This window comes from Thalassospira sp. A40-3, assembly GCF_015871485.1.
Lineage (GTDB): Bacteria > Pseudomonadota > Alphaproteobacteria > Rhodospirillales > Thalassospiraceae > Thalassospira > Thalassospira tepidiphila.
This window is the reverse complement of record NZ_CP065428.1, coordinates 3,586,490-3,609,200: the sequence shown is the minus strand read 5'-3', so window position 1 is coordinate 3,609,200 and position 22,711 is coordinate 3,586,490. Positions and strand designations below refer to the sequence as shown.

Sequence of the window (22,711 nt, the reverse complement as noted above, 5' to 3'; positions counted from 1 at the left end):
TTGTGCCTAATCCAGGCCATAGGCTGTTGCGTTTTCCACACGTTGGTGGAACCGCAATTTGTTGATGTATTCGCGCGGGTTCTTCGGGGTGACCAGCGCATCCTTGGGTGTATTCACCCAGTCATACAGCCGTGTCAGAAGGAACCGAAGACTTGCGCCGCGCGCCAGAATGGGCAGGGCGGCCTTTTCGACGTCCGAAAGCGGACGGACCTTGCTGTAATGCGACAGAAGGTTTTTGGCCTTGGTTACATTGAAGCTGTTGTCTGGTTCAAAGCACCAGGCATTCATGCAGATGGCAACGTCGTAGCAAAACAGGTCATTGCACGCGAAATAGAAGTCAATCAGCCCGGAAACGGCTTCCTTGTTTGGAAAGAAGAAGACGTTATCGGGGAACAGGTCCGCATGAATGACCCCTTTTGGAAGGGCGTGCGGCCAGTTTTCTTCAAGAAATGCGAGCTCTTCGCCAATCATCTTGCCAAGGCCGGGTTCGACATCGTCGGCATGTTCAGCGCAGCTGTCAAAAAGCGAACGCCATCCCTTGATGCTCAGCGCATTTGGCAGATGCATTTCGAAGTCCTGACCGGCTGAGTGCAACTCTGCCAGTGCGGCGCCAACCCCGGCACAGTGATGGGGTTGAATGCGCCTGGGCGACATGCCCTGCAGGAAAGACGTGATGGCAGCCGGGCGACCACAAAGGCGTCGCAGGGCAACACCGTCCTTGCCGTGGATCGGGGTCGGGCAATTCAGTCCCTTGGCCGACAAGTGATCCATCAGGCCAAGATAGAAGGGCAAATCATCGGGATTTACCCGCTTCTCATACAGGGTCAGGATATAAGGAGCCTTGGTCGTCTGAAGCAGGAAATTGGTGTTTTCGACGCCTTCTGCGATCCCCTTGAACGACACCACGTCACCGATATCGTATTCGGCCACAAAGCGGGAAATATCTTCGTCTGAAACGTCGGTATAGACGGCCATGAGTTCTATCGTCGTCCTGAGCTGAAAATAAGCATGTCCGCAGACCTAGCTGGCAAGCTGACGCGGCAGTTTGAAGGTGACATTCTCGTTGGTCAGCGTGATTGTTTCGACCGTCACGTCAAAGCGTTCGCGGCAGGCATCAATGACTTCCTCGACCAGGATTTCGGGCGCGGATGCGCCGGCCGTGATGCCAAGGCTTGAAATACCGTCAAGCTTGGACCAGTCGATATCCTTTGCCCGTTCGACCAGAACCGACCGTGTGCAGCCTTCGCGCTTGGCGACTTCGACCAGGCGGTTGGAGTTCGAAGAGTTCGGCGCGCCAAGGACCAGAATGGCATCGGCCTTTTCCGCGATCAGTTTGACCGCATGCTGGCGGTTGGTCGTGGCGTAGCAGATATCTTCCTTTTTCGGCACCGCGATTGACGGGAAACGCCGTTGCAGGATTTCAATGATCTTGGCGGTGTCATCAAGTGACAAGGTCGTCTGGGTCACGAAGGCCAGATTTTCCGGATCGCTGATTTCGATGGTTTCGGCGTCTTCCTCGGTCTCGACCAGGGTCATGCTGCCGGGCGGCAACTGGCCCATCGTGCCGATGACTTCGGGATGACCAGCGTGACCAATCAGAAGAATATGTTTGCCATCGGCGTGATGGCGTTCCGCCCCGCGATGGACTTTGGAGACCAGCGGGCAGGTCGCATCAAGATATTCAAGTTTGCGGGTTTCGGCCGCCTCGGGCACGGATTTCGGGACACCATGGGCCGAAAAGATCACCGGCACGCCATCGGGAACGGCATCAAGTTCGTCAACGAAAACGGCACCCATATCGCGCAGGCGATTGACCACGAATTTGTTATGCACGATTTCGTGGCGGACATAGACCGGTGCGCCATATTTTTCGAGTGCCTTTTCGACGATCTCGATGGCGCGATCAACCCCCGCGCAGAAACCGCGCGGATTGGCAAGAACGATCCGAAGGCTGGCTTTGTCAGACATGATACAGGTCCGGCTTTCCCAATTGCGTGCGGGCGTTGCCGACGCATTTTTCAAACATTCACGTTACATAACCTGCCTGATCATGCGGTGCAATGACTCTGGGGTAAATGGTCGGTGCGGGTTGGCCGAATTTTTGACGTTTTACACGGCCCAAGGCCTTTGAAGCGGGTTGTGCCGACATCCGCGACAGAATAGACTGCGCGCGGGCCGGTCGTCGCGATGCGGCCCGAAAACATTTGGTTTGATAGAGGCTTGGATGACAATCGGTAACGGACTTCGGCGCGTTTATGCATTGGGTATGGTCTCGCTTGGTGGATTGCTAAGCGCATGCGGCGGTGGCAACCCGTTCGAAGAACAGCCGGTCCCGGTTTGTCCGGCGGCCTATCTGCCAAAGGATACGGCAAAACTTGTCCAGTTCAGTGGTGCTGGCCGTGACCTGACCGATGTGATCGTCGAAGCCGAATTTACCGGATACCTCGGTGATTGCGGCTATGACCTTGATGACAAGGAACTTGATGTCATCATCAGCCCGATCATTACCGCCGAGCTTGGACCGGCAGCCCAGAACCGCAACGTTCAATTTAAATATTTCGTCGCCCTGCGCGACCCGAACGGCACCTTCATTCAGAAGTCGGTGTTTGACGTTAATATGGCGTTTGCCGACAATCTGAACATGGCACGCATCCGGGACGAACAGGTGACCCTGTCGGTGCCGCTGGACGATGTCTGGACCGGTCCGGATTACGAAATCTATCTTGGTTTCCAGCTGAGCGCGGACCAACTTGAGTATAATCGCCGCTTCGGAACCGATTGATTTTATTCGGGTTTGGTCATCTGAGACGCGGCAGGCCGATCGTGCCCGAAAAATAGGGGCTGGTCGGTTTGCGCGGAAACCCGTATAACAGAAACATACCCAAATGATGCACGTGGGAGAGGCCGCAGTCCTTATCGGATGAGCGGACGCCGAAGGAGCAACCACCCCGGAAACTCTCAGGCAACAGGACCGCGTGGAGATGGGACTCTGGAAAGCAGGTGACCTGAATTTCTGATCAGGAACACCTCGCCGAAGATGTAAGCAGACCGGCTTCCTACCCCGGATGTGATTCTTTCAGGCTCCAAAGACAGAGGGGGAATGTGGTTGGCCACTGGTCGGCTATATTTCGCAACGATTGTCCTGGAGAACCTGATGGCGGATCAAGAATCCGAACTTCTAAAAACTGCCCTTTATGATTTGCATGTGGAACTCGGTGCCAAAATGGTGCCGTTCGCTGGCTATGCCATGCCTGTGCAATATCCGCTTGGTGTGAAGGGCGAACATCTTCATACCCGTGCGAAGGCAGGCCTGTTTGATGTGTCCCATATGGGGCAGGTGCGTTTGACCGGCGAGAACCGCGTGGCGGAGCTTGAAAAGCTTGTGCCCGGTGATATCGCCATCCTCAAACCCGGTCGCACCCGCTATTCCGCGTTTACCCAGGACGACGGCACGATCCTTGATGATCTGATGATTACCAATGCGGGTGACAGCCTGTTTCTGGTGATCAATGCGGCCTGCAAGGACGATGATATCGTTCACATGCGTGCCAACCTTGGCGATGGTGTATCGCTTGAAGAAATCGATGACCGCGCGCTTCTGGCGCTTCAGGGCCCGGACGCGGCCAAGGTTCTGGCACGCTTTGCACCATCGGTTGCCGATCTGAAATTCATGAGCTTTGCCGAAGTCGACATCGCTGGCAGTCCGTGCTTTGTCACCCGTTCGGGTTACACTGGCGAAGACGGCTTTGAGATATCTGTACCCAACGCCGATGCCGAGGCGCTTGCACGCAAGCTGTTGGCCGAGGAAGAGGTCGAGGCGATTGGCCTTGGTGCACGTGATTCACTGCGCCTCGAAGCAGGTCTTTGCCTGTATGGTAACGACATTGATACCACCACGACCCCGGTTGAAGGGGATCTGAACTGGATCATTAATAAACGTCGCCGGGCCGAGGGTGGTTTCAAGGGCGCGGATGTGATCCTTGATCAGCTTGAACACGGTGCGGATCGCAAACGTGTCGGCATCAAGCCCGAAGGCAAGGCACCTGCACGCGAACACACCCAGATTTTGAACGCGGATGGCGAAGAAATCGGCGAGATTACATCGGGCGGGTTTGGCCCGACCGTCGATGGCCCGATTGCCATGGGGTATGTCGCAATTGAATTTGCCGAACCGGGTACCAAGGTCGATCTTATGGTGCGTGGCAAGGCGCGCCCGGCCGAGGTGGTCGAACTTCCGTTCGCGCCGCATCGTTATTTCCGCGGTTGAGAACCAGAATTTATCATAGAGAGAGCGGCGCTACGCTGCATTGGCACTGAATTGATCAACAGGGACAATGGAAGATGACTAAGAAATTTTCGCAGGAACATGAATGGATCGAGCTTGAAGACGGTGTGGCAACCGTTGGCATTACCGATTACGCGCAGCAGTCGCTGGGCGATATCGTCTATGTCGAGCTGCCGGAAGTTGGCAAGAAACTGACCAAGGATGGCGACGCCGCAGTTGTTGAATCGGTCAAGGCCGCCAGCGACGTTTACGCCCCGCTCGATGGTGAAATTGTCGAGGTTAACGAAGAGCTCGATGACAATCCTGCACTGGTCAATGAAGCCCCGGAATCGGATGGCTGGTTCTTTAGAATGACACTGACCGATGAATCCCAGCTTGATGAGCTGATGGATGAAGCTGCCTACAAAGACTTCGTCGAAGGCCTTTAAAACATGCGTTATCTCCCACTGACACGCGCTGATCGTGCTGCGATGCTTGATACCATCGGGGCATCATCGGTTGATGAACTTTACTGTGATGTGCCGGACGGCGCGTTGCTTGATGCACCTGTTGATTTGCCATCCCACCTTGGCGAAATGCAGGTCGAACGCGATATGATGGCCTTGGCCGCCAAAAACATGGGCGCATCAAGCGTGCCCAGTTTCCTGGGTGCCGGTGCCTATCGCCACCATGTTCCGGCGACGGTTGATTACGTGATCCAGCGCGGTGAGTTTCTGACCGCCTATACCCCGTATCAGCCGGAAATCGCGCAAGGCACGTTGCAATACCTGTTTGAATTCCAGACCCAGGTTGCCTCGATCACCGGGATGGATGTTGCCAACGCGTCGATGTGGGATGGTGCGACATCCTGTGCCGAAGCGGTGCTGATGGCCTGCCGTGCGACCCGTCGCAAGAAGGCAGTTCTTTCGGGTGGTTTGCATCCGCATTACCGCGAAGTGACCGAAACCTATTGCCAGTATAGCGACACCGAAGTTGCCGGACGTGATGGGCATCCGGAACATCAGGCAACTGCCGAAGAACTCAACGATCTGATTGATGATCAGACGGCTTGCGTTGTGGTGCAGTACCCGGACGTCTTTGGCCGCATTCAGGATCACACCCAGTTGGCCGATCTTTGCCATGCCAAGGGTGCGCTTCTGGTGGTGGTCTTTACCGAGGCGGTGGTGTTTGGTGCAGTGAAATCACCGGGCAGCTTTGGCGCAGACATCGTTTGCGGCGAAGGCCAGTCGATCGGTAATGCGCTGAATTATGGTGGGCCGTATGTTGGCCTGTTTGCCACCACGCAAAAGCTCGTGCGTCAGATGCCGGGCCGCCTGTGTGGTGAAACGGTCGATCAGGACGGCAAACGTGGCTTTGTTCTGACGCTGTCGACCCGCGAACAGCATATCCGCCGTGAAAAGGCGACCTCGAACATCTGCACCAACTCGGGCCTGTGTTCGTTGGCCTTTACGGTGCATATGAGCCTGCTGGGTGAAGATGGTTATCGCCGTCTGGCGACTTTGAACCATGAAAATGCCTGCAAGGCAGCCGATGCGATTGACGCCGTTGAAGGCGCATCTGTGGTCAATGACAGCTTCTTTAACGAATTCACCGTGAAGCTTTCCAAGCCGGCCGCCGAAGTGGTTGAAGCACTGGTTGCCAAGGGCGTCCTTGCCGGTGTGCCGCTGTCGCGCCTGTATCCGAACCGTTCGGATCTGGATAACTACCTGTTGGTTGCGGTCACCGAAACCAACACGGACGAGGATATCGCGGCCCTTGCGTCCGCATTGAAGGAGGCGCTGGCATGACCTTTACAACCCATACCGGCAACCGTGGACTTGTTCTTGAAGAACAGCTGATTTTCGAGCAGGGCCAGCCCGGCCGAACCGGCGTTGATTTGCCGGAACCAAAGGGCACCAAATCGCGCCTTGGCGGTCTTGACCGTGATAGCGACGTTGGTCTTCCGGGGCTTTCGGAGCCGCAAGTCGTGCGTCACTTCACGCGCCTGTCGCAAAAGAACTACGGCATTGATGCCGGTTTCTTCCCGCTTGGTTCGTGTACGATGAAGCATAACCCGCGCCTGAACGAAAAAGTCGCCCGTCTGCCCGGTCTTGCCGATCTGCATCCGATGCAGCCCGAAAGCACCGTTCAGGGTGCGCTGGAACTGATTGATCAGTGTGCGCATTGGCTTCTAGTCCTGACCGGCATGCCGGCGGTTTCCATGTCCCCGGCAGCGGGTGCGCAGGGCGAGCTTTGCGGCATGATGGCCATTCGCGCGGCCCTTGATGCACGCGGTGAAAACCGTCGTCGTGTTCTGGTGCCGGAATCAGCCCACGGGACCAACCCGGCAACCGCAGCCGCCTGTGGCTTTACAGTTGATTCGATCCCGGCGACCGAAGATGGCCGGGTTGATCTGGCGGCGTTTGAAGCCAAGCTTGGCGACGATGTGGCTGGCATCATGCTGACCAACCCGAACACCTGCGGTCTGTTTGAACGCGATGTGCGCAAGATTGCCGATCTGGTGCATGAAGCGGGTGGTTACTTCTATTGTGATGGTGCGAACTTCAACGCCATTGTCGGTCGGGTGCGCCCGGCAGACCTTGGCATTGATGCCATGCATATCAACCTGCACAAGACGTTCTCGACCCCGCATGGCGGCGGTGGACCGGGTTCAGGACCCGTTGTCTTTTCCGAGGCACTGGCACCGTTTGCCCCGATCCCGTATGTCGTGAAAAAGGGTGAGGGTTTCCATCTGGTCGAAACCGCAGACGAAGAAGACGGCATGAAGCCGTTTGGCCGTCTGAAGGGCTTCCATGGTCAGATGGGGATGTTCATTCGTGCCCTGACCTATATGAAAAGCCATGGTGCAGATGGCCTGCGTCAGGCATCGGGTGATGCGGTTCTGAATGCCAACTATTTGCTGGCGCGTCTTAAGGACAAGCTCAGTGTGGCCTTCCCGGGCTATTGCATGCATGAAGCCCTGTTTGACGACGGCTTCCTGAAAGATACCGGTGTTTCGACGCTGGATCTGGCCAAGGCAATCATCGACGAAGGGTTCCACCCGATGACGATGTATTTCCCGCTGGTGGTTCATGGGGCGTTGCTGATCGAACCGACCGAGACCGAAACCAAGGAATCGATCGATCAGTTCTGTGATGCGATTCTGTCGCTTGTGGCCAAGGCCGAGTCGGGCGATGCAGAATTCTTCAAGAATGCACCGTACCTGACCCCGCGCAGACGCCTTGATGAAACGGCGGCTGCCCGTAAGCCGGTTTTGCGCTGGAAGCCTGAAACAGCTTGATAACCAACGCAACCTGACCTTTTGGAGCACCCCGGTCTTTTGGCCGGGGTGTTCTTTTTCAAAGACTTGGACTTGAAACCCATTGGACTTGTCGCAATCTGCACCCTTATACTTGCCGTAATAGTAATGAACGCCGTCAAAAAGGTGCGTTTGGGGATTTAGTGATCGGACGCATGTCCGTTCCGGAGGGTTAAAGTCAGTTATGTCTCGTCGCGTGCAAAAAGTATTCACTGCCGAACGTCGTCTTAAAGAACGCACCGGTGGTGTTGTTGAGGATTGGTCTGACTCCTTTTTTGACCCGACGCTGGAAAGCGGCATGGGGGCAGGGGAACCGATGCAGGCATCCTTGCCGGCAGCGACGAGTGCCCCGGAAACATCCGGTATTACCCAGGCTGTTCTTGATGAAATCAGAGCCCTGCGTGGTGAAGTTTCACAACTGCGTCAGGCGGTGGCAGCCGGTGGTGTTCCGGCCAGTGATGTCGCCGCCCCGTTTGCATCAAACGATGCGCCGATGGATGAATTGCCCGAACCGGTTTCAAGTAACCCAAGTCACTCCAATCGCCCGGGTGCGGCAGAGCCCGATCGTGACGATCTGGAACTGATCCGCACCCAGATCGCGGAAATGAACGAGCACATCCACCGTGCCAAGGTTCAGATTGCGTCGCTGCGCCATCCAAAGGCACAGGATGACCGATTGGTAAGTGCGACCTCGGAACTTGATGCCATCGTCAAAGATACCGAAATGGCGACCCACACCATTCTGGAATCCGCCGAGCAGATTGACGATCTGACGATGACGCTTAAAAACTCGGCGCCGAGCGATTTTGTCGCCGATCACGTCGAACAGATTGCCTTCATCGTGACCAAGATCTTTGAAGCCTGTAACTTCCAGGACATTACCGGCCAGCGCATCAACAAGGTGGTCAGCACGCTTGAGTTCGTTGAAGAGCGCGTCCACAACATGATCTCGATCTGGGGTGAAGATGCGTTTGCCGAACTGCCGGTTCCTGAGGTCGAGGAAGAATCACGGCCCGAGGATGCAGATCTTCTGAATGGTCCGCAGCTCGAAGGGGAAGGCATCAGTCAGGACGATATCGACAAGTTGTTCGAATAATTCGAAAAATGCTTGGTTTTGTGCTGTGATTTAAGGTAGTAGCGTGAGCTATATCTTCTTGGCAAAGAGCGCCTCGGGCGTTTTCGCCCAGTCTTTTGTCAATCAAAAGTTTACATATGTAAGGTAAGTTCTTACCTATAAGAATAAGAAGCTATGTTGGGATGCGTGTGACATACGGTTGCACGCGTTTTGGCGTGCTTGGAGGTTAATATGGGATTTTGGTCTCTCGGTGCTATTCGCCAGCCAAAGGCACAAGATATAAAATGGCGAAAAAGCCCACGTGGGGAGTACTACCGCCTGTTCATGATCGACGATATTTCAGAGCTTAGCCTGGATGGGGTCGGTGGCGTTTACTTGCTGTGGCATGGTGGCCTGAAGCCGTCTTGGCTGGTGGCTGGTGCAACAGAAGATCTTGGACACAGTTTTTCTGAACTGATGCGAGATCCGGATATTCGCGAATATGACACCCGTGGCGGGGTCTATATGAGCTGGTCACCGATCAAAGACAGTTTCCGGGAAGGTGTTGTGCATTTCATTGCCAAGCACACCAACCCGACCTTTGAATGCGATTATGACAGCAAGGAAGACCCGATACCGGTTCTGCTTCCGCGCTGATCAGGCAATAATATTCCCTACATTCAAAGCAAAAAGCTCCGCAAATGATTGCGGAGCTTTAAGCGCTTGTTCCGGGAAAGTTTCCGGTTTTAAAGCTTTTTCAGAACAGCTTCGGCACTTGAAACTTCAAACGCGCCCGGTTCTTCGATGGCAATGTCGGTGACTTTGCCGTCTTCGACAATCATGGCGAAACGGTTGGCACGCTTGCCAAGGCCGCGGCCGGTCAGATCAAGTCCAAGCCCGGTTGCGTCGACAAACGCCAGATCCCCGTCCGAAAGCATGGTGACGTCGTTGGCCTTTTCCGCATCGGCCCATGCCTGAAGGACAAAGGCATCGTTTGATGCAAGGCAGGCAATCTCATCGACACCTTTGGCTTTGATCTCATCGGATTTGGCAACAAAGCCCGGAAGGTGTTTGGCCGAGCAGGTCGGGGTAAAGGCGCCCGGTACGGCAAACAGGACAACTTTGCGACCTGCGAAGAATTCCTTGGAATTGACGGCTTCCGGACCGTCGCTGGTTGCGCGGAAAAGGGTAACTTCCGGGAGTTCGGAACCGACTGAAATGGTCATGGGTATCTCCGTTATTTGGCGCAATCCCGTTGACTGCGCGCTGGATCGCATGCCGGAATCAAACACCAAATCTGCTTGGCATTCAATGCTTTCACGCAGAGTTTTTAACAGGTTTCATCTGCCTGACTTCAATTGGCAGCAATTTTGGGCCTGTGTGTGCCTTAGCGCCTGCCTGCTGACCGGCGCCAAATCACTACGCGTTCTCAATCAGATGTGATCACTTTGCGGAACTGGCAAGGCTTGCCGAACCGTTTGCATCTTCAAGCGCACCAAGAACCTCGTCCACACCGAGCAATTCTGAAAGCAGGATGCCATCCGGTGCCCCCGGACCAAATACCGCATTGAACGGGATGCCAAACCGGCCATAAGAGGCAAGGTAGTCGGCAATCTTTTGATCCGGGCGGGTCCAGTCGGCCTGCATCAGAACCACATCATCCTGCATCAATGCATTTCGGACGTCGGGTTTTTCGAGAACCAGCTTTTTGTTGACCTGACAGGTCACACACCATTCGGCGGTAACATCGATCACGACCGTTTTTCCATCGGCAACCAAACCATCAATGGTTTCAGGTGCAAACGCCTGCCAGACAAGTGTGCCATTGTCCGATGATGCGCGCGGCGACGACGGCGGTTGTGAAAAGCCGGGCGCAAACAGTGCAACAAGGAAGCCCAACACGGCCAGTGACGTAAAGGCAAAGCGTGGACGCAGGTTTGATGTGCGTTTGCGGGCCCAGATAAAGACACCGCCCAAAATCAAACCAAGCCCGACAGCAATCGCACCACCCATGCCGATCTGGACCGACAGAATACCCAGAAGCCAGATCGCCGTGCCGATCAGGGCCAGACCCAGAACAACTTTGACACCATTCATCCAGCGTCCGGGTTTGGGCAGGATATGGGCGACACGCGGCTGGATGGCGATGGCAAAATACGGCAGGGCCAAGCCGATCCCCAGCAAGGTGAATATGCAGAAGATATCAAACACACTGCCCGCCAGTGCAAAACCAACCGCCGTGCCAAGGAACGGGGCAGAGCAGGGGGTTGCCAACAAGGTGGCAAACATACCGGTCAGGAAGTTGCTGCTGATATGGTGGCCGTGGCTTTCGCTGCGTGTGATGGCGTCATTTGCCGCGTTGCCAAGCTGATCCGGGCCGGAAATTTCAAACAGCCCCCACATATTCAGCGCAAACAGGGCGAGTATGATCGTCATAACCGTCAGGAACAGAGGTTGCTGGAACTGAATGCCCCAGCCAATGGTGCCCCCGGCCAGTTTGATGCCGACCAGAACAGCGGCAATCACCCAGAAGGATGTGATGATCCCGGCCGCACTGGCAAGGAAACCGATGCGCACCCGATTGATGTCCTGTTCGCGGGCTTTAAGGGCTGACATGACCTTGATCGACAGGACCGGCAACACACAGGGCATGACATTCAGGATCAGGCCGCCAAGCAGGGCAAACAATCCGATCATCGCGAAACTCATGCCCGCCGTTGCGCCCGCACTGGATGCTGTGCTTATGGCGGCTTTGCCATTACCGACAACAAGGTTTTGCTCAACAGAAAGCGGACCGGCGATGACGGTGACGGTGACCGGCTGATCTTTCAGTGTCTGGTCTTCGGCCAAGCCCATGACGGTCAGATCGAAATACTGAATATCCTCGTTGCTGCCCGTCGCGGTCGTTTGCGGTTCGGGCAGACCGAAACCCGCACGCAGGTCGCTTTCAATCAGGATGTCATCAATGTCGACCCCGGCATCATCAAGGCCGCGAACACCCAGACGCAGGCTGTGCGCATCGCCCTGACTGATGCTGGAAACGCTGGTGACTTCGATGGGAAGGCCGGTGCCACGCAGCGGCACCTTGGAAACAAATTTTTCGATCTGGTGGGCGTGATTGCTGGCGATCGAGGTGCCTGCACCTGCGGACGCGCCTGCCGGGACATCAAGATTAAAGCTGGCATTTGCCGGAATGCAGATGTCGCTGCACACCAGATAATCGACATCAAGGCGAATCGCGACCGGCTGGGCCGGATCGGGGATCGCAACATCAATCGGCAGAATGATGTGATCCTTGTAGCCGAATGTTTCGAGGCCAAAGATCGAAAAGCGGTAAGGGGCCGGCCAAAGGATGTTTGCGTCGCCGACATTTTCGGAACCGGTCCAGTCAAGTTGCGGCGGGAAACCGGCATCGCCTGCGCTGCGCCAATAAATCTTCCAGTCGGGTTGCAGTTCGTATTCAAGACCAAGACGGAGTGTCTGTTTGCCACCGGTTTCGGTTTGCGCACTGATCAGGCGGACTGATGTGAAGTCCTCATCGACCCAGTCGGTTGCCATATCCGATGCCGCCAGTGCAGCAGAACTTGCACCGATGGATGAAAGGCAGATGGCAATCAAAAGAGCCAAGCGGGTGATAAGGTGGCGGAGCACGTGTTGTTCCTTAAGCACGAAAAACCGATTTGCGCAGTGTTGGCCAAACTTGTGGCACAGAAGAGGCGTAATTCCAGTCCCCGTTCAAATCAAGCCACGACTGTGTGAACGCCCTATCACTAGCACATGCAGGCAGGGGCTTGTCCTGATCCAACGCAAAACGAGATGGATCCATTGCCATGGCAGTGCGTTCCTACCTACATGAGGTATATGGGAATCCGGAATGTCAAACGACAAAAAACACGGTTTTCCGGGTTCTTGATGGAAATGGGCAGGTATTCGCGCTAGGCTCTGTGAAACAGGATAAAGAGAGTTGCGACATGGCAGAAGGTATAGGCACGGGTGATTATCTCGGCGGCAAGCTGTTGGTAGCGATGCCGGGCATGCGTGATCCGCGCTTTTCGCAAAGTGTGGTCTATATCTGTGCGCATAACAAAGACGGTGCGATGGGGCTGGTGATCAACCGCCTGATCGACAGCATCACTTTCCCGGAATTGCTTGAACAGCTTGGCATTGCACGCCCGGCACCGACCATCGAAGACATTCAGGTCCATTTCGGTGGACCGGTTGAAAGCAGCCGTGGCTTTGTTCTGCACTCGACCGATTTCTCGAACGAGGCGACCCTTCATGTTGATCGTGGCGTGTCGGTGACAGCGACGGTTGATATTCTTGAACAGATTGCCGTCGGCGAAGGTCCGCAAAACCGCATCCTTGCCCTTGGTTATGCCGGCTGGCGCAGCGGTCAGCTTGAAAGTGAAATCCTTGCCAATGGCTGGCTTCATGTCGATGCCGATGCGGATCTGCTGTTTGATACCGATTGCGAAGACAAGTGGGAACAGGCGTTTTCACGGCTTGGCTTTGCGCCGGAACTGCTTTCGGGGGAAGCCGGACACGCTTAAGGCGTTCTGTGCTGAAACCCGAGGAACCCGCCATAAGAAAAGCCTGCCAGATTGGCAGGCTTTTGCATTTCGTAGCGTCGTGATCGATCAATCAAACAGGGCGTCGATTTCTTCCTGTGAGAAGATCTGGTCGACTTCATCCTGGGACACGCGATTGGCATTCTGCGGTGCCTTGGTGACGGTTTTGTCCAGGTTGTCGAGGCCTTTGGGATCTGGCGGCAGATCAAAGTCGCCAAAGTCATCCTCACCCCAGATTTCGATCACGCGGTTCACGCGTTCCTCGATATACTTCATGGTATTGACGACTTTGGTAATCCGCTGCCCGGTCAGATCCTGGAAGTTACAGGATTCAAAGACTTTCACCACCAGTTCGACAATGTCATCGGCCAGCCCTTGCGTGTAGTCATCCGGGGCGGCGGACCGAATATTGTGGGCAACCGCGTCAATCTTTTCGACGGTTTCAAGGATGTTGGCAGTCGCATCCTCGGTGGCGGCGACGACGGAATCAAGTTCACCCTTTACGATATTAAGACGCGTGCCGCTGTCATCTTCGGGCGCGGTATAAAGGGCCGCGATTTCGCGTTTTGTTTCCTGAATGGAATTGGCAAGGGCGCGAACTTCGTTTTTGACCAGACGCAGCTCATTGCGGGCGTCGGCCTGTTCGTCGTCTTCCGGGTCGATTGCCTTGTTCGCCTTTTTCTGCTCCTCGATCATCACGCGGATGTCGGTAAGCAGTTCAAGCTTGAGATCCTCAATCGCGGTATGCAGGCTCGAAATGTCGGCCCCGCCGACAGAGCCATTCGCATCAGTCGGCATGTCGGTCGGCAAGGCGACCATGTCGCTCATGGTTTCGAGTTTGTTGAGCAACCGCATTTCCGCGGTAAATAGTCTTTTACTTCCTGAGCGTGCCATAGACGAACCTCTGTCTTTGAACCGTCTGCATCGGGCAGCAACCTGGCTGGTTGCGGTGCACGGAACATCGGGAATGCATACGTTTTGGTAGAATAGTCCGCAAAGCTGATATATCCAACCGAATTTCTATCCGTGATATTGGGGAAAAGTCCGCTCAATTAAAGGGTTCGGACAGTATTTTTGCATTTGGCTTTTTACGGCTTGCGTCAAGCCCGTGTCCGAATCGTTGGCAAAATCGATCCTGGAGCGGTCTGTTGCGAAAAATCAGCCCGGATCAGGACGCTGTCAGGATGACGTAACGTCGTGTTGATCCGGTAATGTGCGGATCGCGTAGGATTTGAAAAGAAACGGCTTTAGCCATTGGTTGAAGTGATTCTAACGAGTTTTGCGCATATATTGCAAAGCAGCATTCGTTGGGAAGGTGAAAATCGGCCATGCGGAATGGCGGTTTTTCTATCCAAGGGTGGGTGTTTAGAACGATTTCAGCCAAAACCACTGCGCTAATTTGATGGATTATCAAATACATTTTTTGTGCAACGCAGCGAGGTTTTTTCTGGAACAGGTGTCGAAGATACGCTATTTGCCTGCGTTACCAATGTACTTTCATGTGCAGGCTATTTAAGAATAAGATATGTCAGAGGAAATGCTCCGGCCCGTTGATTTTTAATCTTTGGTTGAAGCGGTGAAATGTCCCCCGCAGGGCACATGACGCCGGGTCAACAAAAGCACACGGGGGTGGGGAAGAGTGAGGCATATCGCCTTGAGATGTAATGCGAGGGGGCAGATTCGCATGTCGATCAAGAAGCTATTTCCCATTCTGTTGTTGGGATTGGCGGTACTTACCGGGTTAGACAGTGCAGCGATTGCTGCCGTTGGTCAGCCCGAGCCGTGGCAGCTTGGGCTGCAGGACCCGGTTTCACCGGTGGCTGTTGAAGGCCAGAAATTCTTTAATCTACTGATCTGGTTGATGACGATCATTACCGTGATCGTTTTGTTTTTGCTGCTGTATGTGCTTTTCCGCTTCAGTGCGAAACGCAATCCTGTGCCGTCGAAAACGACCCACCATACCCTTCTTGAAGTGGTCTGGACGGTTGTTCCGGTACTGATCCTCCTTGTTATCGCGATCCCGTCTTTCCGCCTTCTGTATTTTGCAGACCGCGTTGAGGATGCCGATCTTACGCTCAAGATCATTGGCAAGCAGTGGTACTGGACCTACGAATATCCGGACAACGGAAACTTCACCTTTGATTCTTTGATGATCGATGAAGAAACCGCTGTTGCCGAGGGCATGAACCGCCTTCTGGATGTGGATAATCCGGTCGTCTTGCCGGTGGATCAGAATATCCGCCTGATCATGACTTCTGACGACGTGATCCATAACTGGGCCATGCCATCGCTGTTCATCAAGCTTGATGCCGTTCCTGGCCGACTGAACGAAACCTGGACCCGCATTCCAGGCGAGTATGCCGGTACGACATTCTATGGTCAGTGTTCCGAGCTTTGCGGCGTAAACCACGCCTATATGCCGATCGCTGTCAAAGCTGTTACGATGGAAGAATACGAGGCCTGGGTAGCCAAGGCCCAAGAACAGTTCGCATCTGCTGATTTGCCGTCTGCGGTATCAGTGGCATCGGCAGAGTGAGGGAGAGATTGATGGCTCACGCTGACACACATGATCACGATCATACCCCCGGCTTCTTTGCCCGTTGGTTCCTGTCGACCAACCACAAGGATATCGGGACGCTTTATCTTATCTTCTCTGTGATCGCCGGCTTGATCGGTGGCGCATTCTCGGTCTGGTTCCGTATGGAACTGGCTCAGCCGGGAACGCAGATCATTGAAGATCACCATTTCTTCAACGTGCTCGTGACCGCACACGGCATGATCATGGTGTTCTTTGTTGTCATGCCGGCCATGATTGGCGGTTTCGGCAACTGGTTCGTTCCGATCATGATTGGCGCGCCGGATATGGCGTTCCCGCGTTTGAACAACATTTCGTTCTGGCTGATTGTTCCGGCCTTTATCCTGCTGATGCTTTCAGCAGTGGTCGGCAGTGGTGCAGGCACCGGCTGGACGGTTTACCCGCCGCTTTCGGGCGTGCTGGGGCATCCGGATGCGTCGGTTGACCTTGCGATCTTTGCGCTGCACCTTGCCGGTGCCAGCTCGATCCTTGGTGCGGTGAACTTCATCACCACCATTTTCAACATGCGTGCGCCGGGCATGACCCTGCACAAGATGCCGCTGTTTGCATGGTCGATGCTGGTGACAGCCTTCCTGCTTCTGCTGGCGGTGCCGGTTCTTGGTGGCGCGATCACCATGCTTCTGACCGACCGTAACTTTGGCACGGACTTCTTCAATCCGGCCGGCGGTGGTGACCCGATCCTGTATCAGCACCTGTTCTGGTTCTTCGGTCACCCGGAAGTGTACATCATGATCCTGCCGGGCTTTGGCATCATCAGTCACATCATCTCGACCTTCTCGCGCAAGCCGGTCTTCGGTTATCTCGGGATGGCCTATGCGATGGTGGCGATCGGTGTTGTCGGCTTTATCGTGTGGGCGCACCACATGTACACGGTCGGCATGGATGTTGACACCCGTGCATACTTCACCGCGGCAACGATGGTGATTGCGGTGCCGACCGGGGTTAAGATCTTTTCGTGGATTGCGACCATGTGGGGCGGCTCGATCTCGCTTCGCGCTCCGATGCTTTGGGCGATCGGCTTCATCTTCCTGTTCACTGTGGGCGGTGTGACAGGTGTGATGCTGGCGAACTCGGGCATGGATCTGCCACTGCATGACACCTACTTTGTTGTGGCGCACTTCCACTACGTGCTGTCGCTTGGTGCGGTCTTCTCGATCTTTGCTGGCTTCTATTACTGGTTCAGCAAAATGTCGGGCTACGAGATTTCCGATCTCGGTGCGAAGATCCACTTCTGGCTGTTCTTCATCGGCGTTAACCTGACGTTCTTCCCGCAGCACTTCCTGGGTCTTGCTGGCATGCCCCGTCGCTATGCCGACTACCCGGATGCGTTTGCAGGCTGGAACATGGTTTCGTCTTATGGCGCTTACATCTCGTTTGCCGCGACCATCTTCTTCCTCGGTGTGGTGGCGCATGCCTTCATCCGTGGCAAGAAGGCCGAAGCAAATCCGTATGGTGAAGGTGCCGATACGCTGGAATGGACTGTGAGCTCTCCGCCGCCGTTCCATACCTTTGACGAACTGCCGCGTATCAAGTAAGTGATCCTGGTTTAAGTCCCCCGCAGACCCCGGTTTGCGGGGGACATCCTACCGCCCCGAAAGAGAAGACCAGAGTTCAAATGACCAAGCAGGCTGCCAACCAGACCATCGCACTCGAAAACGCAGTATCGCTGCCGGTTTCCGATGTGCGCGACTATATCGCATTGCTTAAGCCGGGCGTGATGACCCTTGTGGTTTTCACCGGTGCTGTTGGTCTGTTGATTGCCCCGGGCTCCATTCATCCGTTCCTTGGACTCGTCGCAATCGCCTGTATTGCCGTTGCCAGTGGTGCGGCTGCATCGATTAACATGTGGTATGATCGCGATATCGATATCCACATGAAACGCACTCAGAACCGACCGATCCCGGCAGGGCGGGTGCCCGCAGACGAGGCCTTGTCACTTGGCATTGCCCTGTCGATCGTTTCAGTAACCGTCATGGCGGTTGCCATCAATTTTGCAGCTGCGGCTTTGCTTGCGGTGTCGATTGCGTTTTACGTGTTCGTTTACACCATGTGGCTTAAGCGCAGCACACCACAGAATATCGTCATTGGCGGTGCCGCCGGGGCCTTTCCCCCGATGATCGGCTGGGCGTCGGTGACCGGCGGGATTGATATCAATTCAATCGCGCTATTCATGATTATCTTTATGTGGACACCGCCGCATTTCTGGGCGCTGGCACTGTTCCGTTGTGGCGATTACGCCAAGGTCGGCGTGCCGATGATGCCGGTGGTCGCTGGTGAAGCCGCGACCAAAAAGCAGATGCTGGTTTATACCATCCTGCTGTTGCCGGTGACGCTTGTGCCGGTCGCGACCGGGTTGCTTGGTGTCTTTTACGCGGTGACCGCGGGCCTGACCGGGCTTTGGTTCCTGCGTCATGCGGTTCGTGTTCTGCGCAATGCCGAGGAACGCGCCCCGCACAAGATGTTTGGCTATTCGATCCTGTATCTGTTTGTCCTGTTCGGGGCGATGGTTGCAGACGTCTGGCTTGGCGGGTTGATCGCATGAGTGAGGAACCCAAAATGAACAAGGCGGAACTCGACGCGTTCTATGCCAAGCGCAAAAAGAAGAACTGGGCCTTTCTGGTTATCCTGACCAGCCTGATCGTCCTGTTCTTTGCGATCACGATTTTGAAGATGAGCTAGGAAACCATGGCTGATCAGAAACACACAGATAGTATCAAGGCACGCAACAAGCGCGTTTTGCTGAGCTGTGTTGTCGTCGTTGGCGGCATGATCGGTCTGTCCTATGCATCCGTACCGCTTTATGAACTGTTCTGTCAGGTCACCGGCTTTGGCGGGACGCCGCAGGTGGGCAAAGACACCGGCGTTGAAGTCTCGGAAAAGACCATCAAGGTCCGGTTCAATGCCGATGTGAATTCCGGCCTGCCGTGGCAGTTCAAACCCGAACAGCGTGAAATCACGGTGCGTCTTGGCGAAGATAATCTGGCCCATTACGTGGCCGAAAACATGTCGGTCAAGCCGATCACCGGTCAGGCTGTCTATAATGTGACGCCGCTCAAAGCCGGGCAGTATTTCAGCAAGATCGCATGTTTCTGTTTTGACGAGCAAACCCTTCAACCGGGCGAGCGCGTTGACATGCCGGTCAGTTTCTATGTCGATCCGGCGATTGCCGACGACATCAATACCCAGGACGTGAAGACGATTACCCTGTCATACACTTTCTTCAAATCCGAGGCATCGGTGGAAGCAAATGACGGGAACGAAGATCAGGGAGGCTGACAGAACACGGTTTCGTGAACTGGACGGTCTTTGGTTAACAAAGCGAACTTAGAGTTTCTTTTGTAAGGATTGAGGGGGGCAAGGAATGAGTGATCATGCACAAAAGCATCCGTTCCACCTGGTAGACCCGAGCCCGTGGCCACTGGTGGCTGCGGCGTCAGCCGGTCTTTTCACCGGTGGTATGGTCATGTTCATGCATTCGGACCGTGCGCCGGCTGACTTCTGGCTGGCGGCGATCGGCATTGCAGGCATTCTGTTTGTGATGTTCCGTTGGTGGAGCAACGTGATCAGCGAATCACACATCTATCATAACAAGGTCGTTCAGATCGGCCTGCGTTACGGGATGTCGCTGTTCATCGCATCCGAGGTGATGTTTTTTGTCGCCTTCTTCTGGGCATTCTTCCACAACGCGTTTGTGATTTTCAGCCCCGGTGTTACCGAATGGCCGCCCGCAGGCGTTGAAGTGCTTGATCCGTGGGATCTGCCGTTCCTGAACACCCTGATCCTGCTGCTGTCGGGTTGCACCCTGACCTGGGCGCATCATGGCATCCTTGAAGGCAAGAAAAAGGACCTTGTTCAGGGTCTGGCACTGACCGTTGGTCTTGGCGTCATCTTCCTGTTCCTGCAGGCATATGAATACAGCCACGCGGCATTTGGCTTCTCTGACAACATCTATTCCTCGACCTTCTACATGGCGACCGGTTTCCATGGTTTCCACGTGTTTGTCGGAACGGTGTTCCTGGCGGTCTGCCTTGTGCGCGCAATGAAAGATGGCTTCAAACAGGATCATCATTTCGGCCTTGAGGCAGCAGCCTGGTATTGGCACTTCGTTGACGTTGTCTGGCTGTTCCTGTTCTTTGCCGTTTACATCTGGGGTGGCGAATAAGCCGTCGTCAGGTGACATAAAAGATCATGGATGATTATTATCCAAACCTTTCCCCCATTCGTACCGGGTTGGTATGCAAATGCCCCCGCTGCGGTGGGGGAAAGTTGTTTTCGGGCTATTTGACAGTGCGTGAAACCTGCGAGGTTTGCGGACTGGATTTGCGTGGCCATGATTCCGGTGATGGTCCGGCTGTTTTCATCATCTTTATTCTCGGATTTCTGGTGGTGCCGATGGCGCTATGGGTCGAAATGACCTATATGCCTCCACTCTGGCTGCACGCGGTTGTGTGGGGACCGGTGATCATTGGTTTGACGCTGGTCTTGCTAAGGCCGCTTAAAGGCATCATGGTGGCGCTGCAATACCGCCACCGATCGACATCCGAACAGGACTGACCCTTCATGCCACTTCTTAAAACGCGTCCGAGTCTGGCGATGAAAATTTCCGCCGGACTGTCTCTGATCATTCTTTTGGGGCTTGGTTCCTGGCAGGTTGACAGACTGTTCTGGAAAAAAGACCTGATCGAAATGCGCCAGGCGCAGGCACAAATGCCACCAATTGCCGTGCCGACCGATACCATCCTTGATCCTGATATGGCATTTCGCGCAGCCTACGCCGAAGGTCGTTACCTGAACGATCAGGAAAAATACCTGATGGCGCGCACCCGGCGTGGCAATGTCGGTTTTCAGTTGATCACCCCGCTTGAACAGGAAGATGGCCGCATCATTCTGGTCAATCGTGGCTGGGTGCCCCAGGATTACCGCGAACCTGAAACCCGCCCCGACAGCCTGATCGAGGGCCCGGTGCGGGTATCAGGTGTTTTGCGCCTGCCAAGCGAAAAGCATTGGGCGCAGCCGGAAAATGACGCGATCCGCAATCAATGGTTCTATGTCGATGTCAATCACATGGCCGAAGATACCGGTGCCGACCTTGCAAGCCCGTATTATCTCGAACTCGACGATACGCCGATCCCCGGCGGATTGCCGATTGGCGGGCAGGCCAAGGTTGAGTTGCCCAACAACCATCTGGAATATGCCATCACCTGGTATAGCCTGGCACTTACCCTGATCGTGATGTTTGTCCTTTATCACCGTCGCCCAAGCAGCGATGACGAAAAAGACGCGTAAGCCTGATCTTGTCGCCACCAGTTGACTGATATTTTGCGGACAGCAGCCAGACTGCCCGCGCAGGAGTTCCCATGACCGAAGCGTATAAAAAGCTCGAAGCCCGTTTTCACCGCATGAGTGTCCTGTCCGGTATTGGCGGGATGTTGCACTGGGATATGGCTGTGATCATGCCGGATGGCGGTGCAGATGCCCGTTCCGAACAGCTTGCAACATTGAGTGTTCTGGAAAACGAGCTGATCAATGCACCGGATCTGGGCGATTTGATCAGCAGTGCGGAAAGTGAGCGCCTTGACGATTGGCAGCAGGCCAATCTGGCGGAGATGAAGCGCGCATGGGTTCATGGAACGGCGGTGCCAGTCGATCTGGTTGAGAAAATGTCACGGGCGGAAACACGCTGTGAAGTGGCATGGCGCAAGGCGCGCGCCGACAACGATTTCAAGGGGCTTCTGCCGCACTTGCAGGAAGTGCTTGATCTGTCGATCGAGGCGGGCAAAGCCAAGGCAGAGGCATTGGGTACCTCGGTATATGATGCGCTGTTGGATCAGTATGATCCGATGATGCGTTCTGATCGGATTGATAGCCTGTTTGCCGAGCTGGAAAGCTTCCTGCCCGATTTTACCGCCGATGTGATCGAACGCCAGAAATCCGAAGACAAGCCGCTTAAACCAACCGGTCCGTTCGCGGTTGCAACCCAAAACCGGATTGGCCTTGATCTGATGAAGGCGGTTGGTTTCGATTTTGACCACGGACGGTTGGACATTTCCCATCATCCGTTCTGTGGCGGTATTCCGGAAGATGTGCGTTTGACCACGCGCTATGACGAGAACGATTTTACCTCGGCCATCATGGGGGTTCTGCACGAAACCGGCCATGCGATGTATGAACGCGGATTGCCCGCCGATTGGCAGAACCAGCCGGTGGGCAAGGCGCGTGGCATGACCATGCATGAAAGCCAGTCGCTTCTGGTGGAAATGCAGGCCTGCCGGTCGGAAGAATTCCTGACCTATGCCGGCCCCGTATTCAAGGAAGCCTTTGGCGGTGACAATGCCGCGTGGGGGGCCGCAAACCTGCATCGCCTTTATACCCGCGTTGAGCCGGGCCTGATCCGTGTTGATGCCGACGAGGTGACCTACCCGGCGCATGTGATCTTGCGCTATCGGTTGGAGCGTGCGCTGATCGAAGGCGATATGAAGCTTGCCGATCTGCCGGGCGCCTGGAACGAGTTGATGCAAAAACTTCTGGGCATTGTCCCCGAAGATGACCGTAATGGCTGCATGCAGGATATCCACTGGCCATCGGGCGCGTGGGGATACTTCCCGACCTATACGTTAGGGGCGATGGCCGCAGCGCAAATCTTTGCCGCAGCCAAGGAATCCAACCCTGAAATACCCAACGCGTTGTCGCGTGGTGATTTCGCCCCGTTGATGGGCTGGCTTCGCACAAACATTCACAGTCAGGCTTCAAGAAAATCCACCGATGCAATCCTTGAGGCCGCGACCGGAAAGCCCCTTGGCGTGGATGCCTTCAGGACCCATCTTGAGAATAGGTACGGCCAGTAAATTCAATTGAATGGGCCCGGCAATCTGCTAGCATTGATTTATTGATCGGTGATACACGCTGCCAT

General features: G+C 55.0%; 22 protein-coding genes and 1 riboswitch. Of the genes, 17 read left to right on the top strand and 5 right to left on the bottom strand.

Annotated elements, in window-relative coordinates:
• Positions 1-6: 6 nt before the first annotated feature.
• A complete protein-coding gene (locus IT893_RS16580; RefSeq protein WP_008889183.1) occupies positions 7-975 on the bottom strand; it encodes a homoserine kinase in 969 nt (322 codons plus the stop codon).
• A gap of 45 nt (positions 976-1,020) precedes the next feature.
• On the bottom strand, positions 1,021-1,968 hold the full coding sequence (gene ispH, locus IT893_RS16575) for a 4-hydroxy-3-methylbut-2-enyl diphosphate reductase (protein WP_008889184.1): 948 nt from the start codon (positions 1,966-1,968) through the stop codon (positions 1,021-1,023).
• Between the two features lie 256 nt (positions 1,969-2,224).
• On the opposite strand from ispH, the gene IT893_RS16570 reads away from it, so the two are divergent.
• From IT893_RS16570 to IT893_RS16540, 7 genes are all read left to right on the top strand, one after another.
• A complete protein-coding gene (locus IT893_RS16570) occupies positions 2,225-2,782 on the top strand; it encodes a hypothetical protein (RefSeq protein WP_063088556.1) in 558 nt (185 codons plus the stop codon).
• A 103-nt stretch (positions 2,783-2,885) separates the two neighbouring features.
• Positions 2,886-2,984, top strand: a riboswitch (glycine riboswitch).
• A 170-nt stretch (positions 2,985-3,154) separates the two neighbouring features.
• Complete coding sequence (gene gcvT / locus IT893_RS16565; RefSeq protein ID WP_197146043.1) at positions 3,155-4,267, top strand: glycine cleavage system aminomethyltransferase GcvT; 1,113 nt, start codon at positions 3,155-3,157, stop codon at positions 4,265-4,267.
• A 74-nt stretch (positions 4,268-4,341) separates the two neighbouring features.
• Positions 4,342-4,713, top strand: a complete 372-nt coding sequence (gene gcvH / locus IT893_RS16560; protein ID WP_008889187.1) for a glycine cleavage system protein GcvH — start codon at positions 4,342-4,344, stop codon at positions 4,711-4,713.
• A gap of 3 nt (positions 4,714-4,716) precedes the next feature.
• A complete protein-coding gene (gcvPA, locus tag IT893_RS16555; RefSeq protein WP_197146042.1) occupies positions 4,717-6,072 on the top strand; it encodes an aminomethyl-transferring glycine dehydrogenase subunit GcvPA in 1,356 nt (451 codons plus the stop codon).
• The gene (gcvPB, locus tag IT893_RS16550; protein ID WP_197146041.1) at positions 6,069-7,565 is read left to right on the top strand and encodes an aminomethyl-transferring glycine dehydrogenase subunit GcvPB; all 1,497 of its coding nucleotides are present in this window, start codon (positions 6,069-6,071) and stop codon (positions 7,563-7,565) included. Before gcvPA ends, gcvPB begins: the two co-directional genes overlap by 4 nt.
• 202 nt (positions 7,566-7,767) lie before the next feature.
• Entirely contained in the window at positions 7,768-8,679 is a 912-nt protein-coding gene (locus tag IT893_RS16545; protein WP_197146040.1) for a protein phosphatase CheZ, read from the top strand.
• A gap of 210 nt (positions 8,680-8,889) precedes the next feature.
• The gene (locus tag IT893_RS16540) at positions 8,890-9,294 is read left to right on the top strand and encodes a hypothetical protein (RefSeq protein WP_040822685.1); all 405 of its coding nucleotides are present in this window, start codon (positions 8,890-8,892) and stop codon (positions 9,292-9,294) included.
• Between the two features lie 89 nt (positions 9,295-9,383).
• On the opposite strand, the gene IT893_RS16535 is transcribed toward IT893_RS16540, so the two are convergent.
• Together IT893_RS16535 and IT893_RS16530 are read right to left on the bottom strand one after the other, a co-directional pair.
• Positions 9,384-9,863, bottom strand: a complete 480-nt coding sequence (locus IT893_RS16535) for a peroxiredoxin (RefSeq protein ID WP_197146039.1) — start codon at positions 9,861-9,863, stop codon at positions 9,384-9,386.
• A 217-nt stretch (positions 9,864-10,080) separates the two neighbouring features.
• Positions 10,081-12,288 carry a protein-disulfide reductase DsbD gene (locus IT893_RS16530; protein ID WP_197146038.1) on the bottom strand — a complete coding sequence of 736 codons (2,208 nt, stop codon included), beginning with the start codon at positions 12,286-12,288 and terminating at the stop codon, positions 10,081-10,083.
• A 320-nt stretch (positions 12,289-12,608) separates the two neighbouring features.
• Between IT893_RS16530 and IT893_RS16525 the strand changes: the two genes are divergently transcribed.
• Positions 12,609-13,187, top strand: a complete 579-nt coding sequence (locus IT893_RS16525) for a YqgE/AlgH family protein (protein ID WP_197146037.1) — start codon at positions 12,609-12,611, stop codon at positions 13,185-13,187.
• An 87-nt stretch (positions 13,188-13,274) separates the two neighbouring features.
• Here IT893_RS16525 and IT893_RS16520 read toward each other — a convergent pair whose 3' ends face one another.
• A complete protein-coding gene (locus IT893_RS16520; RefSeq protein ID WP_064779841.1) occupies positions 13,275-14,060 on the bottom strand; it encodes a hypothetical protein in 786 nt (261 codons plus the stop codon).
• Positions 14,061-14,889: 829 nt separating this feature from the next.
• Between IT893_RS16520 and coxB the strand changes: the two genes are divergently transcribed.
• From coxB to IT893_RS16475, 9 genes are all read left to right on the top strand, one after another.
• Entirely contained in the window at positions 14,890-15,741 is an 852-nt protein-coding gene (gene coxB, locus IT893_RS16515) for a cytochrome c oxidase subunit II (protein ID WP_197146036.1), read from the top strand.
• Between the two features lie 11 nt (positions 15,742-15,752).
• Positions 15,753-17,336 (top strand): cytochrome c oxidase subunit I, encoded by a 1,584-nt coding sequence (gene ctaD / locus IT893_RS16510; protein WP_197146035.1) that lies wholly within the window; start codon positions 15,753-15,755, stop codon positions 17,334-17,336.
• Positions 17,337-17,416: 80 nt separating this feature from the next.
• Positions 17,417-18,343 (top strand): heme o synthase, encoded by a 927-nt coding sequence (cyoE, locus tag IT893_RS16505; RefSeq protein WP_197146034.1) that lies wholly within the window; start codon positions 17,417-17,419, stop codon positions 18,341-18,343.
• Positions 18,340-18,480 carry a hypothetical protein gene (locus IT893_RS16500; RefSeq protein WP_157097699.1) on the top strand — a complete coding sequence of 47 codons (141 nt, stop codon included), beginning with the start codon at positions 18,340-18,342 and terminating at the stop codon, positions 18,478-18,480. Before cyoE ends, IT893_RS16500 begins: the two co-directional genes overlap by 4 nt.
• A gap of 6 nt (positions 18,481-18,486) precedes the next feature.
• Entirely contained in the window at positions 18,487-19,077 is a 591-nt protein-coding gene (locus IT893_RS16495; protein ID WP_197146033.1) for a cytochrome c oxidase assembly protein, read from the top strand.
• Positions 19,078-19,162: 85 nt separating this feature from the next.
• Positions 19,163-19,963 (top strand): cytochrome c oxidase subunit 3, encoded by an 801-nt coding sequence (locus tag IT893_RS16490; protein WP_008889200.1) that lies wholly within the window; start codon positions 19,163-19,165, stop codon positions 19,961-19,963.
• A 26-nt stretch (positions 19,964-19,989) separates the two neighbouring features.
• Entirely contained in the window at positions 19,990-20,355 is a 366-nt protein-coding gene (locus IT893_RS16485) for a DUF983 domain-containing protein (RefSeq protein WP_197146032.1), read from the top strand.
• A 6-nt stretch (positions 20,356-20,361) separates the two neighbouring features.
• Positions 20,362-21,087 (top strand): SURF1 family protein, encoded by a 726-nt coding sequence (locus tag IT893_RS16480; RefSeq protein ID WP_197146031.1) that lies wholly within the window; start codon positions 20,362-20,364, stop codon positions 21,085-21,087.
• Positions 21,088-21,158: 71 nt separating this feature from the next.
• Positions 21,159-22,646 (top strand): carboxypeptidase M32, encoded by a 1,488-nt coding sequence (locus IT893_RS16475; RefSeq protein ID WP_197146030.1) that lies wholly within the window; start codon positions 21,159-21,161, stop codon positions 22,644-22,646.
• Positions 22,647-22,711: the final 65 nt, after the last annotated feature.

What these genes read in the sequence shown, in the direction of transcription:
- IT893_RS16545 (WP_197146040.1), top strand. Translation starts at nt 7,768, where the DNA reads ATGTCTCGTCGCGTGCAAAAAGTATTCACTGCCGAACGTCGTCTTAAA.
- IT893_RS16520 (WP_064779841.1), bottom strand. Translation starts at nt 14,060, where the DNA reads ATGCGGTTGCTCAACAAACTCGAAACCATGAGCGACATGGTCGCCTTG.
- ctaD (WP_197146035.1), top strand. Translation starts at nt 15,753, where the DNA reads ATGGCTCACGCTGACACACATGATCACGATCATACCCCCGGCTTCTTT.
- IT893_RS16525 (WP_197146037.1), top strand. Translation starts at nt 12,609, where the DNA reads ATGGCAGAAGGTATAGGCACGGGTGATTATCTCGGCGGCAAGCTGTTG.
- IT893_RS16535 (WP_197146039.1), bottom strand. Translation starts at nt 9,863, where the DNA reads ATGACCATTTCAGTCGGTTCCGAACTCCCGGAAGTTACCCTTTTCCGC.
- cyoE (WP_197146034.1), top strand. Translation starts at nt 17,417, where the DNA reads ATGACCAAGCAGGCTGCCAACCAGACCATCGCACTCGAAAACGCAGTA.
- gcvPB (WP_197146041.1), top strand. Translation starts at nt 6,069, where the DNA reads ATGACCTTTACAACCCATACCGGCAACCGTGGACTTGTTCTTGAAGAA.
- IT893_RS16490 (WP_008889200.1), top strand. Translation starts at nt 19,163, where the DNA reads ATGAGTGATCATGCACAAAAGCATCCGTTCCACCTGGTAGACCCGAGC.
- gcvPA (WP_197146042.1), top strand. Translation starts at nt 4,717, where the DNA reads ATGCGTTATCTCCCACTGACACGCGCTGATCGTGCTGCGATGCTTGAT.
- IT893_RS16500 (WP_157097699.1), top strand. Translation starts at nt 18,340, where the DNA reads ATGAGTGAGGAACCCAAAATGAACAAGGCGGAACTCGACGCGTTCTAT.
- ispH (WP_008889184.1), bottom strand. Translation starts at nt 1,968, where the DNA reads ATGTCTGACAAAGCCAGCCTTCGGATCGTTCTTGCCAATCCGCGCGGT.
- IT893_RS16570 (WP_063088556.1), top strand. Translation starts at nt 2,225, where the DNA reads ATGACAATCGGTAACGGACTTCGGCGCGTTTATGCATTGGGTATGGTC.
- IT893_RS16485 (WP_197146032.1), top strand. Translation starts at nt 19,990, where the DNA reads ATGGATGATTATTATCCAAACCTTTCCCCCATTCGTACCGGGTTGGTA.
- gcvH (WP_008889187.1), top strand. Translation starts at nt 4,342, where the DNA reads ATGACTAAGAAATTTTCGCAGGAACATGAATGGATCGAGCTTGAAGAC.
- gcvT (WP_197146043.1), top strand. Translation starts at nt 3,155, where the DNA reads ATGGCGGATCAAGAATCCGAACTTCTAAAAACTGCCCTTTATGATTTG.
- IT893_RS16480 (WP_197146031.1), top strand. Translation starts at nt 20,362, where the DNA reads ATGCCACTTCTTAAAACGCGTCCGAGTCTGGCGATGAAAATTTCCGCC.
- coxB (WP_197146036.1), top strand. Translation starts at nt 14,890, where the DNA reads ATGTCGATCAAGAAGCTATTTCCCATTCTGTTGTTGGGATTGGCGGTA.
- IT893_RS16580 (WP_008889183.1), bottom strand. Translation starts at nt 975, where the DNA reads ATGGCCGTCTATACCGACGTTTCAGACGAAGATATTTCCCGCTTTGTG.
- IT893_RS16495 (WP_197146033.1), top strand. Translation starts at nt 18,487, where the DNA reads ATGGCTGATCAGAAACACACAGATAGTATCAAGGCACGCAACAAGCGC.
- IT893_RS16475 (WP_197146030.1), top strand. Translation starts at nt 21,159, where the DNA reads ATGACCGAAGCGTATAAAAAGCTCGAAGCCCGTTTTCACCGCATGAGT.
- IT893_RS16540 (WP_040822685.1), top strand. Translation starts at nt 8,890, where the DNA reads ATGGGATTTTGGTCTCTCGGTGCTATTCGCCAGCCAAAGGCACAAGAT.